The sequence below is a fragment of the Tardiphaga sp. 619_E2_N8_4 genome, assembly GCF_051810905.1.
In the GTDB taxonomy this organism is placed as follows: domain Bacteria; phylum Pseudomonadota; class Alphaproteobacteria; order Rhizobiales; family Xanthobacteraceae; genus Tardiphaga; species Tardiphaga robiniae.
This window is the reverse complement of the sequence record NZ_JBPWQJ010000001.1, coordinates 740005-753798: the sequence shown is the minus strand read 5'-3', so window position 1 is coordinate 753798 and position 13794 is coordinate 740005. Positions and strand designations below refer to the sequence as shown.

Here is a 13794-nt window from a genome sequence, read left to right as displayed (position 1 = left end):
CAGCGGCCGGAATCGCCGTAAAGCGCCATGCGGAAGGTGAGATACTGCCGTTGCGATCATTCGTAGCGGGGGATGTGATGCTGGCACCTTGGACAGGCGGAACGGGCACGCGGCATGCGAGCGCGGTGCTGACCATCGATCTCGAAGCCATCTCACGCAATTACCGGCTATTGGCCGAGCGGGTCGGCCCCGGCGTCACCTGCGCCGGCGTAGTGAAGGCCGACGCCTATGGCCTCGGCGCTGATCGTGTCGCGCCGGCACTCTATCGGGCCGGCTGCCGCACCTTCTTCGTGGCGCATCTCGACGAAGGGCTGGATCTCCAGACCCATCTGGCCCGCGACGTTACGATCTACGTGCTCAACGGTCTGCCCTCGGGCAGCGAGCGTGACTGCGCGGAAGCCGGCATCATTCCGGTGCTCAATTCGCGCGAACAGCTTGAGGCCTGGTCGGATCAGGCGCGGCAACGCGGCCGGATTCTGCCCGCGGTCGTTCAGGTCGATAGCGGCATGTCGCGACTGGGCATGTCGCCGCGTGAGGTCGCCGAACTCTCGGGCAAGGACACCTCAGTTCTCGATATCCAGATGGTGATGAGCCATCTCGCTTGTGCCGACACGCCGGAGCATCCGGCCAATGCGCATCAGCTTGCGGTGTTTCAGACGCTTGCGAAGCGCTTCCCCGGTGCGCGAAAATCCTTTGCTAACTCATCAGGCATTTTTCTCGGCCGCAATTACCATCACGATCTCGTCCGCCCCGGCGCCGCGCTCTACGGGCTCAATCCCCATCCCGCGCAAAGCAATCCGATGCTGCCAGTGGTTCGGCTCACCGCGCAGGTGCTCCAGATGCGCGAGGTCGCAGCCGGTGCCCATGTCGGCTATGGCTGGAATTTCAAGGCGACGAAGCCGACGCGTCTGGCGACATTGGCCATTGGTTACGCCGACGGATTGCAGCGCGCCTTCGGCAATGGCGGCGCGGTCTATTTCCGCGGGCGGAGGCTGGCGGTTGCCGGGCGCGTCTCGATGGACTCGCTGACCGTCGATCTCGGCGATCTACCACCCGGCATGTTGGCACGGGGATCGCAAGTGGAGATCATTGGCGGGCATCAGTCGCTCGACGCGCTGGCCGCAGCCGCGGGCACGATTGGCTATGAAATGCTGACCTCGCTGGGTCAGCGCTATGAACGGATTTACTCGGATGAGATCGATGTGCGGTGGACCGCCCGGTCTGGAGGCACGGTGCGATGAAGGTTCTGGTTCTTGGCGCGGGCGTGATCGGCGTCACCACGTCCTATTATCTGGCCAAGGCAGGCCACGAGGTCACGGTGATCGACCGTCAGCCCGGCGCCGCACTGGAGACCTCGTTCGGTAATGCCGGCGAAGTCTCGCCCGGCTACGCCTCGCCCTGGGCCGGCCCCGGTGTGCCGAAGAAGGCGCTTGGCTGGATCATGGACAAATACGGTCCCTTGGTGGTGCGGCCACAGGCCGATCCGCACCAGTGGCGCTGGATGCTGCAGATGCTGCGCAACTGCACGAGCGCGCGCTATGCGCTGAACAAGTCGCGCATGGTGGGAATCGCCGAATACAGCCGCGATTGCCTGCGTGCGCTGCGCGCGGAGACCGGCATCACCTATGACGATCGCAGCCAAGGCACGCTGCAACTGTTCCGCAAGCAGTCGCAGCTCGATGCGACCGGCGGCGATATCGACGTACTCAAGCAATATGCCGTGCCCTATGAGGTGCTCGATCGTGCCGGCTGCGTGAAGTATGAACCGGGCCTCGCCGGCGTGCAGGATCTGTTCGTCGGCGGTTTGCGTCTGCCCGAGGACGAGACCGGTGACTGCCATCTGTTCACGCAGCGGCTGGAAAAGATCGCGGCCGGACTTGGGGTGAAGTTTGTCTATGACACGACCATCAAGTCGGTGGATGCCACCGGCGGCCGCGTCGCGCAGGTGACCACCGACAAGGGTGTCTTCATCGCGGATAGTTACGTGATGGCGCTCGGCAGCTTCTCGCCGCTGTTGTTGCGCCCGCTGGGCATCGATGCGCCGGTCTATCCGGTGAAGGGCTATTCGCTCACGGTGCCGATCACCGATGAGAGCGTTGCGCCACAATCGACGATCATGGACGAAAGCTACAAAGTGGCCATCACGCGCCTTGGTGACCGCATCCGCGTCGGCGGCACCGCCGAAGTCGGTAATTATCACCCGGTGCCGACCGCCCCGCGCCGTATGCCGCTGGACAAGTCGGTGACCGATTTGTTTCCGACCGCCGGGGATCTCTCGCGCTCGACCTTCTGGAGCGGGTTGCGACCTATGACGCCGGATGGCCCGCCGATCGTCGGACCGACGCATCTCGGCAATCTCCATCTCAACACCGGTCACGGCACGCTCGGCTGGACCATGGCCTGCGGCACCGCCCGCGTGCTGTCCGACCAGATCTCCGGCAAGGCGCCGGAGCTGGATGTGAAGAATCTGGCGATCAGCCGCTATAGCTGAAGCGACGCTCTTTCTTAACCTCTCCCCGCTCTGCGCGAGGAGAGGTCGCCGCGTCTTCGCGGCGGGTGAGGGGCCGTCTCGGACGAAGCCTCCATCACGGGTCTCTCGGTTCACATGTCTTCGACCCGAGAGACCACTCCTTTTGCATCGTATGTGCCTCGCCCCTCACCCCAACCCTCTCCCCGCGCAGAGCGGGGAGAGGGAGCTTACCTCACGCAGTCGCTCGCTTTCGCATTGCGACGGTTCTAGCCGCATGCGTGCCATGCTTCCGGCCGCGCCCATTTACATCCCCGTCATTTCCGTTTTCAGTTGCTGAAAACAGTCGGGGGAAACATGAGCGGTCAAACTGCGTCGACGCATCGCGCGTCGGCTGATGCCATTGAGGCTGATTACATCATCGTCGGTGCCGGCTCCGCCGGTTGTGTGCTCGCCAATCGCCTGTCGGCCTCCGGCAAATATTCGGTGCTGCTGCTGGAAGCCGGCCCGAAGGATCGGAATATCTGGATTCACGTGCCGCTCGGTTACGGCAAGCTCTTCAAGGAGAAGTCCGTCAACTGGATGTATCAGACCGAGCCCGAACCGGGCCTCGATGGACGCTCGGTCTTCCAACCGCGAGGCAAAGTGCTCGGCGGCTCCAGCTCCATCAACGGGCTGCTGTATGTGCGCGGCCAGCATGAGGATTACGATCGCTGGCGTCAGCTCGGGAATACTGGCTGGGGTTATGACGATGTGCTGCCCTATTTCAAGAAGGCGGAGAATCAGACGCGTGGGCCGAGCGAGTATCACGGCGTCGGTGGCCCGCTGCCGGTGTCGGATTCGCGCTGCCCCGATCCGTTGTCGGAGGCCTTCATCGCCGCTGCTGCCGAGACCGGCATTCCCGTGAATAACGACTTCAACGGTGCGACGCAGGAAGGGGCTGGCTGGTTCCAGACCACCACGAAAGGTGGCCGCCGCGCCTCGACCGCGCGGGCCTATCTGCGCCCGGCGCTGAAGCAGGGCAAGGTCCGCGTCGAAACCGAAGCGCTGGCCCAGCGGATCCTGTTCGAAGGCAAGCGCGCGGTGGGCATCGAATTCAAGCAGCATGGCGTGGTGCGCAAGGCGCGCGCCCGCAAGGAAGTGCTGGTGTCGAGTGGCGCCTATAATTCACCGCAACTGCTGCAGCTCTCCGGCGTCGGTCCCGCCGATCTGCTCAAGGAACACGGCATCGAGGTCCTTCTTGATGCCCCCGGCGTCGGCAGTGATCTGCAGGATCACATGCAGGTCCGCGTGGTGATGGAATGCCCGCAAAAGATCACGCTCAATGACTTCGTCAATCATCCCGTTCGCCGGGCGATGATGGGTCTGCAATACGCCGCGTTTCGCACCGGTCCGCTGACCTATGCTGCTGGCACCACAGGCGCTTTCTTCAAGACCGATCCGCGCATGGCATCGCCAGATATCCAGATCCACTTTCTGCCGTTCTCCACCGACAAGATGGGCGAGAAACTGCATCCGTTTTCCGGTTTCTCCGCCTCGGTCTGTCAGCTGCGCCCCGAAAGCCGCGGCTCGCTGCGCATCAAGAGCGCTGATCCCTCGGTGCCGCCGGCGATCCGCATCAACTATCTGGCGACCGAAACGGATCGTACGGCGAATGTCGAAGGCCTGAAAATCCTGCGCAAGATGCTGAACGCGCCGGCGATGAAGCCCTTCGTGACGAAAGAGGTCGAGCCCGGCCCAGGCACGGTGACCGATGAGCAATGGCTCGCTTATTGCCGCCAGCGCGGCAGCACGGTCTATCACCCGACCTCGACGTGCCGGATGGGCAATGATACGAAAGCGGTGGTCGATCAGCGCCTGCGCGTGCGTGGGCTGGAAGGTCTGCGCGTGATCGATGCATCCATCATGCCGGACCTGATGTCGGGCAACACCAACGCGCCGGTGATCATGATTGCCGAAAAGGCGTCGGATATGATCCTGGAGGATGCGCGGTAGCTCCAGTTGCGAGCTCCAGCGCTACAGTTCGTCGGACATCCGATAGGCGGCTGTCTGGCCGCGGAACTGGCCGGGCGTCATGTTGGTCGCCCGGCGGAAGGCGCGGGTAAAATTGGCTTGAGATGAAAAGCCCGCGGTATAGGCGACATCGACGATTGGTCGATACAGATCCGCCAGCATTTGTTTCGCCAGTGTCAGCCGCCGTTCGCTGACGAACTGATGCGGTGTGAGACCGGTTCGGACCTTGAACACCCGCGCGAAATGCGCCGGGCTGAGACAGGCCGTGCGGGCCATATCGGCGACCGCGAATTCGCGCGAGATGTTGGCGTCAACGAATTCGATTACCCGCGCCAGCCGCCGTTGATCCAATGGCTTGTCGGATGACGGTGGCGGCTTCAGCGGAATCGCGTTCGCCGCATATTTGTGAACGAGATGTGCGGACAATGCTGCTGAGTGTTTCAATCAGCAGTCGGCCGGCGGAGGTCTCGGTATTCAGCTCCTGCAGGATCAGCTCGGCGACCTGTTCGATGAATGGATCATGATCGACGCTCTCATAGCGCAAGGTCATACGTGATGGATCGATTTCCAGATCCTGCAGAAGCGTGTCCTCAAAGGGCTGGCCGGGAAGATAGATGTGCAGGCAGTCCGCGACCGGTTCGGAGACGTTGATATATTCTTCGCGAATGCCGGCGGGGCAGAGCCAGATGGTGCCGCGATGGCCCGACGTTCGTTGCCGCATACCGCCGCCCTGACGCTCCACGACCGAGTTGCCGCGCAGGAACATGGCAATCTCGGTATCTCGTGGCAGCACCGAGGGTAGATCGCCGGCCCGATGGCTCCAGCGCTCCGCGAGCAGATGGGGCCAATTCCGGTCCTGAGACCCATCGATGAGATGTCCGGTGACATACTTTTCCGCGCCGTGGCCTGCAATCGTCATAGCCAACCCCCACTCGCTGAAATGATCGCCGCTTAACATTCAATTCCTGTGCCATGGGCGCGGGGCGGAACCCGCCGCGTGGTCAGCAGGATTTGCAAACAGAACAGCAGGCTCGGAAAAGCCAACAGTCCGTCAGCTCAGCATGCTCGGCATCAACCCAGATCGGTAGCCAGCGGAGGCCAGCTTGACCCAGATAACCGTAATTGGTGCATGCCCCCATGATTGCCCCGACACCTGCTCCATGATCACGACGGTCGAAGATGGCCGCGCCGTGTCCGTGCGGGGCAATCCGGATCACCCGTTCACGCAAGGTCGGCTCTGCGTGAAGGTCAACGATTATCAGGAGCGCGTCTATAGCGACCAGCGCATTCTCTATCCGATGCGGCGCTCGGGGCCGAAGGGCAGTGGCCAGTTTACGCGCATCTCATGGGATGACGCTCTGTCCGAGATCGCCGGCAAATGGAAGACGATCATCGCCGAGGACGGCGCCAAGGCGATCCTGCCGTGCAGCTATCTTGGCACCCAGGGCATCATCAACGGCCTCAATGTCGGCGATCCCCTGTTCAACAAGCTCGGCGCCACGGTGGCCGAACGTACGTTCTGCGATTCCGGCGCCTGTACAGCCTATCTGATGACGATAGGCCATACACCGGGTACCGATCCGGAGAGCTTCGTCCACTCTAAATACATTATCCTCTGGGCCTGCAACACGCTCAGCACCAACTCGCATCACTGGCCTTATATCAAGCAGGCGATGAAGAACGGCGCCAAGCTTGTGGTCATCGATCCCGTGCGGACGCGGACCGCGCAGCAGGCGGACTGGCACATCGCTATAAGGCCGGGGACAGACGCGGCGCTGGCGCTGGGCCTCATCCACGTCATCACCACCGAGGGGCTGATCGATCGCGATTACGTCGACAACTATTCGATCGGCTATGACGAGCTGGCCGAACGTGCCGCGATTTACACGCCCGACTACGTGTCTGGAATCACCGGGATCGCGGCGGACGACATCCGCACGCTGGCGCGTGAATATGCCACCACGCCGCCCGCGGTAATCCGCATCGGCGTCGCCGTCGAGCGACATGCCGGCGGAGGCCAGACCGTGCGCGCGATCTCATGTCTGCCCGCGCTGATCGGTGCCTGGCGTCACGTCGGCGGCGGTCTGCTGCAGCTGCCGATCTGGGCGTTTCCGGTGAAATGGGACGTGCTGATGCGCCCGGACCTACAGGGAGAGGATTTGCGCATCGTGAATCTGTGGCAACTCGGCCCGGTGCTCACCGGCGAGCTTGGTTTCGATCCACCGATCAAGTCGCTGTTCGTCTACAATGCCAATCCGATGGCCATGGTCACAGAGCAGGGCAAGATCGAGGTTGGCCTGGCGCGTGAGGATCTGTTTACCGTCGTCAGCGAACACTTCATGACCGACACCGCGCGCTTTGCCGATATCGTGTTGCCGGCGACGACGCAGCTCGAACAGAAGGATCTGATGTTCTCCTGGGGGCATCTTTATCTGTCCTACAACAACCAGGCGATCGAACCCCTCGGTGAAGCCGTATCGAACACCGAGCTGTTTCGCAGGCTCGCCGCCGCCATGGGCATCGACGATCCGTCGTTCTTCCGCAGCGATGACGAGATGATTTCGGATTCGATGGACTGGACCAGTCCCGTGCTGGAAAACATCACCATCGAGCAATTGAAGCAAACCGGCTATGCGCGCTTGAAAGTCGAGCGATCCGATACTTACGCGCCACATCGCGAAGGCAATTTTTTCACGCCGTCAGGCAAATGCGAATTCAAATCCTCGATCGCCGCCGGCGGCAATTTCGTGGTGCCGCTGTTCCGGCAGGGCTATGGTGGCCAACAGTCCGGCGAGCCGGTCGATCCGTTGCCGTCCTATATTCCACCACGAGAATCGCCCCAGACCAATCCTGAACTGGCGAAGAGATATCCGCTCAGCCTGATCTCGCCGAAGAGCCACGCATTCTTGAATTCCAATTTCGGCAATATGCCGAAGCAGCTCCATCATGCCGGCGAGCAGGCCGTACTACTGCATCCCGACGATGCTGCAGTACGTGGCATCGAAGCGGGCGCGCCGATCCGTGTCTATAACGATCGCGGCTCGTTCGAGGCGCTCGTCACCATCTCGGCGGATGTGAAGCCCGGCGTGGTGGTGGCACCGAGCGGCTATTGGCAACGCTCGACCCGCAAGAGTGCAACGGTGCATGCGCTGACTTCGCCGGCGATGGCCGATCTCGGACGTGCGCCGACCTTCTCCGACATCCTGGTGCAGGTATCGACGGCGTAAGAAGGCGGGCTATCCCGCCTTCTTCACCCACACTTTGTTGTCGTGAAACGCCGCGCCGCCATAGGGCGCGACGGCTTCGCCGCCGGTCAGCATATTGATGCCATGACCGCCGATATGCGCCTTGTTGGGGTGCACCGATTCCGCAATCAGCACACCGCGCCGCAGGCCGTCGAAGATGCGCGCGGTCAGTGTCGTCTCGCCGCGCATGTTGCCGAGTGTCACGGCATCGCCATCGACAATGCCGAGCCTGGCCGCATCGACCGGATGCATCATCACGCTTGGCGCGCCTTCGCGGGCCTGCGATGATGGCGTTTCGTTGAATGAAGTGTTGAGGAAGCTGCGTGACGGGCTGGTGGCCAGACGAAACGGATGCGCCTCATCGACCTGTTCAATCGCCGCCCAATGGTCGGGGAATGACGGCATCTCGTCCCATGCGCCCATCAGCCCGGCATTGGGCATCGGCACTTTCGACCAGTCCGCCTTGAAGTGGAATTTGCCGTCGGTATGGGCGAAACCGTCGAGATAGTGCGAGGTGCGGAAATCCGGCTGGATATCGCGCCATTTGTCGGCCTCCAACCCTTCGATACCACCGCGGCCGCTGACTTGCAGCGTCTCGTCGATGATGTCGCGCGGATGCATGTCGAAAGCGCGGTGTTTCGCGCCGAGGCGGATGGCGAGGCCCTGCAGAACGTCGTGGTTCGAGCGGCATTCTTCCGGCGCGTCGATCAGCTTGGCACCGACGGAGATGTGCTGGTTGCCGCCGGCGTAATAGAGATCGTCGTGCTCCATGAACATGGTCGCCGGCAGCACGATATCGGCCATCATGGCGGTCTCGGTCATGAATTGCTCATGCACCGCGACGAACAGGTCTTCGCGGGCAAAACCCTGCCGTACCAAAGCCTGTTCCGGCGCCACCGTCATCGGATTGGTGTTCTGGATCAGCATCGCCTTAACCGGCGGGCCGTTGTGCAAGGCTTCCGCGTCACCGGTCAGAATGCGGCCGATCTTCGACTGATCAAGACGCCGAACGCTCTCGTCGAGCACGTCGAGGCCCTCGATCAGCGTCTTGTCGAATTTCCAGATCGCGGCATTGTTGAAGAAAGCGCCGCCGCCTTCCTGCTGCCAGGCGCCGGTAACGGTGGGCACGCACAGCGCTGCATGCATCTGCGCGGCTCCGTTGCGGCTGCGGGTGAAGCCGTAGCCGAGGCGGAAATAGCTGCGCTTGGTCTCGCCGACCAGGCGCGCGAAGGCTTCGATTTCCGCAGCGGGCACGCCGCAAATGTCTGAGGCCCATTGCGGCGTGCGCGAAGCAAGATGCGCCTCGAACTCCGGCGAGGCATCGGTGTATTTGGCGAGATAGTCGCGATCAGCCAGGCCGTCGCGGAACAGCACATGCATGACGCCGGCGGCGAAGGCGCCGTCTGTACCTGGCCGCAGCAGGATCTTGATATCGGCCTGCTTCATGGTGTCGTTGTCGTAGATGTCGACAACCGCCAGCTTGGTGCCGCGTTCTTTCCGCGCGCGCGAGACGTGGGTCATCACATTGACCTGCGTCGAGACGGGGTTGGTACCCCAGATCACGATCAGGTCCGACTTCGCCATCTCGCGCGGATCGACGCCGGCGACCTTGCCGGTGCCGGCGGCAAAGCCGGCCCAGGCAATGGTTGCGCAGATCGTCGAGTAAAAGCGCGAATATTTCTTCACATTGGCGAGGCGGTTGATGCCGTCGCGCATCACCAGGCCCATGGTGCCGGCATAGTAATAGGGAAACACCGACTCCGCGCCAAAGTCGCGCTCGGCCTCGTTGAACCTCAAAGCGATCTCGTCGAGCGCCTCGTCCCAGCTGATGCGGGTGAAATGGCCGGAGCCCTTCGGGCCGGTGCGGCGCATCGGATACATCAGCCGTTCGGGATGATGGATGCGCTCGGCATAGCGCGCGACCTTCGCGCAGACCACGCCGGCGGTATAGCTTTGCTCCTTGGAGCCGCGGACCCGGCCGATGGTGTTCCCGCCGATCACCTCGATGTCGAGGGCGCAGGCGGAGGGGCAATCATGCGGGCAGGTGGAGTGCTTGATGTCGATCTTGGCTTGAACGTTCATGCAGCCAAGCTAGCCAAAAGTTTACTGGAGGAAAAGCCGCGGTTTTACGCATCCCGCCCGACAACCGGGCAGGCTTCCAGTCCGTAGTCCTCTCGGCTATTTGCCCAAGGCGTCGCGTTGGGCGATCAGCCGGTCCAGCTCCTCATTCTGCTGAGCCAGCCGATCCGCGGTGCGCTCCTCGTTGCTCTCGCCGGAAGCCGCGGTGGCCTGCTCGATCAACTGCCGGATATTGTCGCGAAGGATGGCGATACGATCGTCGAGCTCGGCGGCTGATAGGGTGGAATCCATGGGGCGATACTCCTGACCCGCTACGGGCCCATACACAGCCTATAGCGCGCCAGAAGTGCTTTCTATTGAATAATCCGCAGACTAGCCTGCGCCCAGCACCGGGTAGTCGGTGTAGCCAGCCACATCGCCGCCGTAAAACGTCGCCCGGTTATAAGGCGTAAAGGGCGCCTTGCGCTTGATACGCTCCGGCAGGTCCGGATTGGCGATGAACGGGCGGCCAAAGGCGATAATATCGACATTTCCGGAAGCGACGGCCTCCTCGGCGGAGGTGCCGTCGAATCCGCCGGCCGTGACCAGCACGCCGCTCCACATCGGCCGGAACAGCTCATAGGCTTTAGGCACATTGTTATGAAACACTTCCGCGCGGCCGACGCCGCTGGTGCGCGGCTCGACGAAATGGAGGTAGGCGAGGCCGAGCTTGTCGAGCTCACGGACCACATAGCTGTAGAGCGGCATCGGATCGGCTTCGCCGGAGTCATTCGAGACACCATAGGGCGACAGGCGGACGGCGACACGATCCGCGCTCCAGGCGTCGATGACGGCATTGGTCACTTCGAGCAGCAGGCGGGCGCGGTTCTCGATTGAGCCACCATATTGGTCGGTACGCTGATTGCTGCGGGTCTGCAGAAATTGTTCGAGCAGATAGCCGTTGGCGCCGTGCACCTCGACGCCGTCGAAGCCGGCTTCCCTGGCGTTGCGCGTGGCCTGCCGGTAGGCGTCGATAATGCCGGGAATCTCGCTGGTCTCCAGAGCGCGGGGCGTTTCGTAAGATACCGTCTCGCCTGAAGCCGTCCGCGTGGTAGCGTCGATCGCAATGGCTGACGGCGCGACCGGAAGCCCGCCGCCGGGCTGGAACGAGGAATGTGAGGCACGGCCCACATGCCAGAGCTGCAGGAAGATGATGCCGCCTTTGGCATGCACGGCGTCAGTGACCTGACGCCAGCCGGCGATCTGCTCTTTCGAATAGATGCCCGGCGTGTTCGGGTTGCCTTGTCCTTCCTGCATGACCTGCGACGCCTCGGCGATAATCAATCCGCCTTCGGTCGCGCGCTGAGCATAATATTCGGCATTGAGCGTCCACGCAGCGAGAGATGTCTTCTCGGCACGCATGCGCGTCAGTGGCGCCATCGCGACGCGGTGGCTCAATCGATACGGGCCGACTTGCAGCGGCTGGAACAGGGAAGAAGACGTCATCGGCGCTCCATTCAGAATATCAATCGGGCGATAGCCTTGGTGAACAGGTGTCGCGGCATTCGTATCGTTCAATACAGCGCAGGCCTGGTCAATCAAAGTTGATGGCATCTATTCGCTGTATTACAGCCTTTAATGCTACGAGGCGGAATTAGGTTGGGCCATATGGGCCCTGACGACGAAGGACGGATCGCGATGGCGAAGAAGCAGGTTCAGGGCGTCGAAGACTACAAAGGTGCCGCCGCAGGTTGGGGCGCGTTGAAAGCAGTGGCCGACGCGGTGCGCGGACAGTTGGCGGTGGTCAACGAAACGCATGGCCTCCTGACGATGAACCAGCCGCACGGCTTCGATTGCCCGGGCTGCGCCTGGCCTGACCCAAAGCATACATCGTCCTTCGAATTCTGCGAGAACGGCGCCAAGGCGGTGTCGTGGGAAGCAACGGCCAAGCGCACGACGCCGGAATTCTTTGCGGCCCATACGGTGAGCGAACTCTGGGAATGGCATGATCACGACCTCGAAAACGAGGGACGTCTCACCCATCCGATGGCCTATGACCAGGCTAGCGACAAGTATCTTCCGATCTCGTGGGGGGATGCGATGGCGCGGATCGGTGCCGGCTTGCGCGCTTTGCCCGATCCGAACATGGCCGAATTCTACACGTCGGGCCGCTGCTCTAACGAAGCAGCCTTCATGTATCAGTTGTTCGTGCGCGAATTCGGCACCAACAATTTCCCCGATTGCTCGAATATGTGCCACGAGGCCACTAGCGTCGGCCTTCCGGAATCCATCGGCGTTGGTAAGGGCACGGTGACGCTGGAGGATTTCGACCATGCGGATGCGGTGTTCTGCATCGGGCACAATCCCGGCACCAATCATCCGCGCATGCTGACGACTCTGCGCGAATGCTCCAAGCGCGGTGCTGCCATCGTTTCAATCAATCCGCTGCGCGAGCGCGGGCTGGAACGATTCACATCCCCGCAGCATCCAGCGGAAATGCTGACGTTGAGCTCTACGCAGATCTCGTCGACCTATTACCAGGTCAAGGTCGGCGGCGACATTGCCGTGCTGAAGGGCATGATGAAGACCGTCGTGGCGCTCGACGCCGCGAGCCTTGCCGAAGGCGGCCCCGGCGTGCTTGACCGCGCCTTCATCGCCGAACATACCAACGGCATCGAGGCGCTGCTCGCCGATCTCGACGCGACCTCATGGGAGGCCATCGAGAAATCGTCTGGCCTGCCGCGCGCCGATATCGAAAACCTCGGCAACATCTACGCCGCGGCCAAGAGCGTCATCATCAATTACGGCATGGGCATCACCCAGCATCGCCACGGCACCGGCAACGTGCAGCAGATCGCCAATCTCCTGATGCTGCGCGGAAATATCGGCCGTCCCGGCGCCGGGATCTCGCCGCTGCGCGGGCACTCCAACGTACAGGGCGATCGCACCGTGGGGATCACCGAAGTACCCAACGCTGCGCTGCTCGACGGCATCGAACGCACCTTCAACTTCAAGCCGCCGACTGCGCATGGTCATGACGCCGTCGCGTCGGTAAAGGCGATCCGCGATGGACGTTCGAAGGCGTTGATCTGTCTTGGCGGCAATCTCGCGGTCGCGATGTCCGATCCCGAGGAGACCTATCCGGCGATGCGCAGCCTCGATCTCATGGTGCATATCGCCACCAAGCTCAATCGCTCGCATCTTCTGATCGCGAAGGAGTCGATCATCCTGCCATGCCTTGGCCGCACCGAGATCGACGTGCAGGCGACGGGTCCGCAACTGGTGACGGTGGAAGATTCGATGTCGATGGTGCACGCCTCGCGCGGCGGCTTGAAGCCGGCGTCCGAGCATCTGAAGTCCGAGACTGCGATCGTTGCCGATATGGCCATCGCGACTTTGCCGAATACCAAGGTGAAGTGGCTGGACTACGTCGCCGACTACAGCAAGGTCCGCGACGCCATCGAGTCGGTCTTTCCGGCCTTCGAGGACTACAATGCGCGGATCAAGAAGCCGGGTGGCTTCCGGCTGCGCAACGCCGCCTCGGAACGGGAATGGCTGACGCCGAGCAAGAAGGCGCAGTTCCTGGTCTTCTCCGGCCTCTATGAGGACGGCCCCGCCGAGACCGCGTTGACGCTGACCACACTGCGCAGCCACGACCAGTACAACACCACGATCTACGGTATGAACGATCGCTATCGCGGCATCACCGGGCGGCGCGATGTGGTGTTCGTCAACGAGCAGGACCTCGCCCGCCGCGGGCTGAGCCACGGTGATCTGATCGACATCGTGCTGGACCGTCCGGACAGCGCACCGCGCGCACTGCGTCGGGTGACGGCGGTGGCTTACAACATCCCGCAAGGATCGGTAGCGGCCTATTATCCCGAGGCCAATGTGCTCGTGTCGCTCGACCAGCACGATTTGAAGTCGGGAACGCCGGCTTACAAATCGATCCCGATCCGCATCGAGGCATCTGCAGCTTAAGCTGCACCGCAGCATTGAGAGAGCATGACC

Annotated in this window: 10 protein-coding genes; 5 read left to right on the top strand and 5 right to left on the bottom strand. The window is 62.2% G+C overall.

Annotation, left to right across the window (positions count from 1 at the left end):
• Window positions 1–77 precede the first annotated feature (77 nt).
• The 3 genes from alr to AB8A23_RS03520 all read left to right on the top strand — a co-directional run bounded on the left by alr (window position 78) and on the right by AB8A23_RS03520 (window position 4462).
• Entirely contained in the window at window positions 78–1241 is a 1164-nt protein-coding gene (alr, locus tag AB8A23_RS03530) for an alanine racemase (RefSeq protein WP_439060412.1), read from the top strand.
• Window positions 1238–2491: a D-amino acid dehydrogenase gene (locus AB8A23_RS03525; RefSeq protein ID WP_439060413.1), complete on the top strand. Its 1254-nt coding sequence runs from the start codon at window positions 1238–1240 to the stop codon at window positions 2489–2491. The genes alr and AB8A23_RS03525 overlap by 4 nt, the downstream gene beginning before the upstream one ends.
• A gap of 333 nt (window positions 2492–2824) precedes the next feature.
• Complete coding sequence (locus tag AB8A23_RS03520) at window positions 2825–4462, top strand: GMC family oxidoreductase (RefSeq protein WP_439061198.1); 1638 nt, start codon at window positions 2825–2827, stop codon at window positions 4460–4462.
• A gap of 21 nt (window positions 4463–4483) precedes the next feature.
• Here the strand turns inward: AB8A23_RS03520 and AB8A23_RS03515 are convergent, their stop codons facing one another.
• Window positions 4484–4831 (bottom strand): helix-turn-helix domain-containing protein, encoded by a 348-nt coding sequence (locus AB8A23_RS03515; protein WP_439056869.1) that lies wholly within the window; start codon window positions 4829–4831, stop codon window positions 4484–4486.
• Window positions 4791–5438 (bottom strand): hypothetical protein, encoded by a 648-nt coding sequence (locus tag AB8A23_RS03510; RefSeq protein ID WP_439056870.1) that lies wholly within the window; start codon window positions 5436–5438, stop codon window positions 4791–4793. The genes AB8A23_RS03515 and AB8A23_RS03510 overlap by 41 nt, the downstream gene beginning before the upstream one ends.
• A 145-nt stretch (window positions 5439–5583) precedes the next feature.
• Between AB8A23_RS03510 and AB8A23_RS03505 the strand changes: the two genes are divergently transcribed.
• The gene (locus tag AB8A23_RS03505) at window positions 5584–7707 is read left to right on the top strand and encodes a molybdopterin-containing oxidoreductase family protein (protein ID WP_439056871.1); all 2124 of its coding nucleotides are present in this window, start codon (window positions 5584–5586) and stop codon (window positions 7705–7707) included.
• Window positions 7708–7716: 9 nt separating this feature from the next.
• Here AB8A23_RS03505 and AB8A23_RS03500 read toward each other — a convergent pair whose 3' ends face one another.
• The 3 genes from AB8A23_RS03500 to AB8A23_RS03490 all read right to left on the bottom strand — a co-directional run bounded on the left by AB8A23_RS03500 (window position 7717) and on the right by AB8A23_RS03490 (window position 11289).
• On the bottom strand, window positions 7717–9807 hold the full coding sequence (locus AB8A23_RS03500) for a molybdopterin-containing oxidoreductase family protein (protein WP_439056872.1): 2091 nt from the start codon (window positions 9805–9807) through the stop codon (window positions 7717–7719).
• A 96-nt stretch (window positions 9808–9903) separates the two neighbouring features.
• A complete protein-coding gene (locus AB8A23_RS03495; protein WP_081422070.1) occupies window positions 9904–10095 on the bottom strand; it encodes a hypothetical protein in 192 nt (63 codons plus the stop codon).
• Between the two features lie 81 nt (window positions 10096–10176).
• Entirely contained in the window at window positions 10177–11289 is a 1113-nt protein-coding gene (locus AB8A23_RS03490; protein ID WP_439056873.1) for an alkene reductase, read from the bottom strand.
• A gap of 192 nt (window positions 11290–11481) precedes the next feature.
• Here AB8A23_RS03490 and AB8A23_RS03485 point away from each other — a divergent pair, with 192 nt between their 5' ends.
• Window positions 11482–13764, top strand: a complete 2283-nt coding sequence (locus AB8A23_RS03485; protein ID WP_439056874.1) for an FdhF/YdeP family oxidoreductase — start codon at window positions 11482–11484, stop codon at window positions 13762–13764.
• Window positions 13765–13794 lie beyond the last annotated feature (30 nt).

Bases quoted from the DNA above. Each gene is read 5' to 3' on its own strand.
- AB8A23_RS03495 (WP_081422070.1), bottom strand. From the start codon at position 10,095: ATGGATTCCACCCTATCAGCCGCCGAGCTCGACGATCGTATCGCCATC.
- AB8A23_RS03525 (WP_439060413.1), top strand. From the start codon at position 1,238: ATGAAGGTTCTGGTTCTTGGCGCGGGCGTGATCGGCGTCACCACGTCC.
- AB8A23_RS03520 (WP_439061198.1), top strand. From the start codon at position 2,825: ATGAGCGGTCAAACTGCGTCGACGCATCGCGCGTCGGCTGATGCCATT.
- AB8A23_RS03485 (WP_439056874.1), top strand. From the start codon at position 11,482: ATGGCGAAGAAGCAGGTTCAGGGCGTCGAAGACTACAAAGGTGCCGCC.
- alr (WP_439060412.1), top strand. From the start codon at position 78: ATGCTGGCACCTTGGACAGGCGGAACGGGCACGCGGCATGCGAGCGCG.
- AB8A23_RS03510 (WP_439056870.1), bottom strand. From the start codon at position 5,438: ATGTTAAGCGGCGATCATTTCAGCGAGTGGGGGTTGGCTATGACGATT.
- AB8A23_RS03500 (WP_439056872.1), bottom strand. From the start codon at position 9,807: ATGAACGTTCAAGCCAAGATCGACATCAAGCACTCCACCTGCCCGCAT.
- AB8A23_RS03490 (WP_439056873.1), bottom strand. From the start codon at position 11,289: ATGACGTCTTCTTCCCTGTTCCAGCCGCTGCAAGTCGGCCCGTATCGA.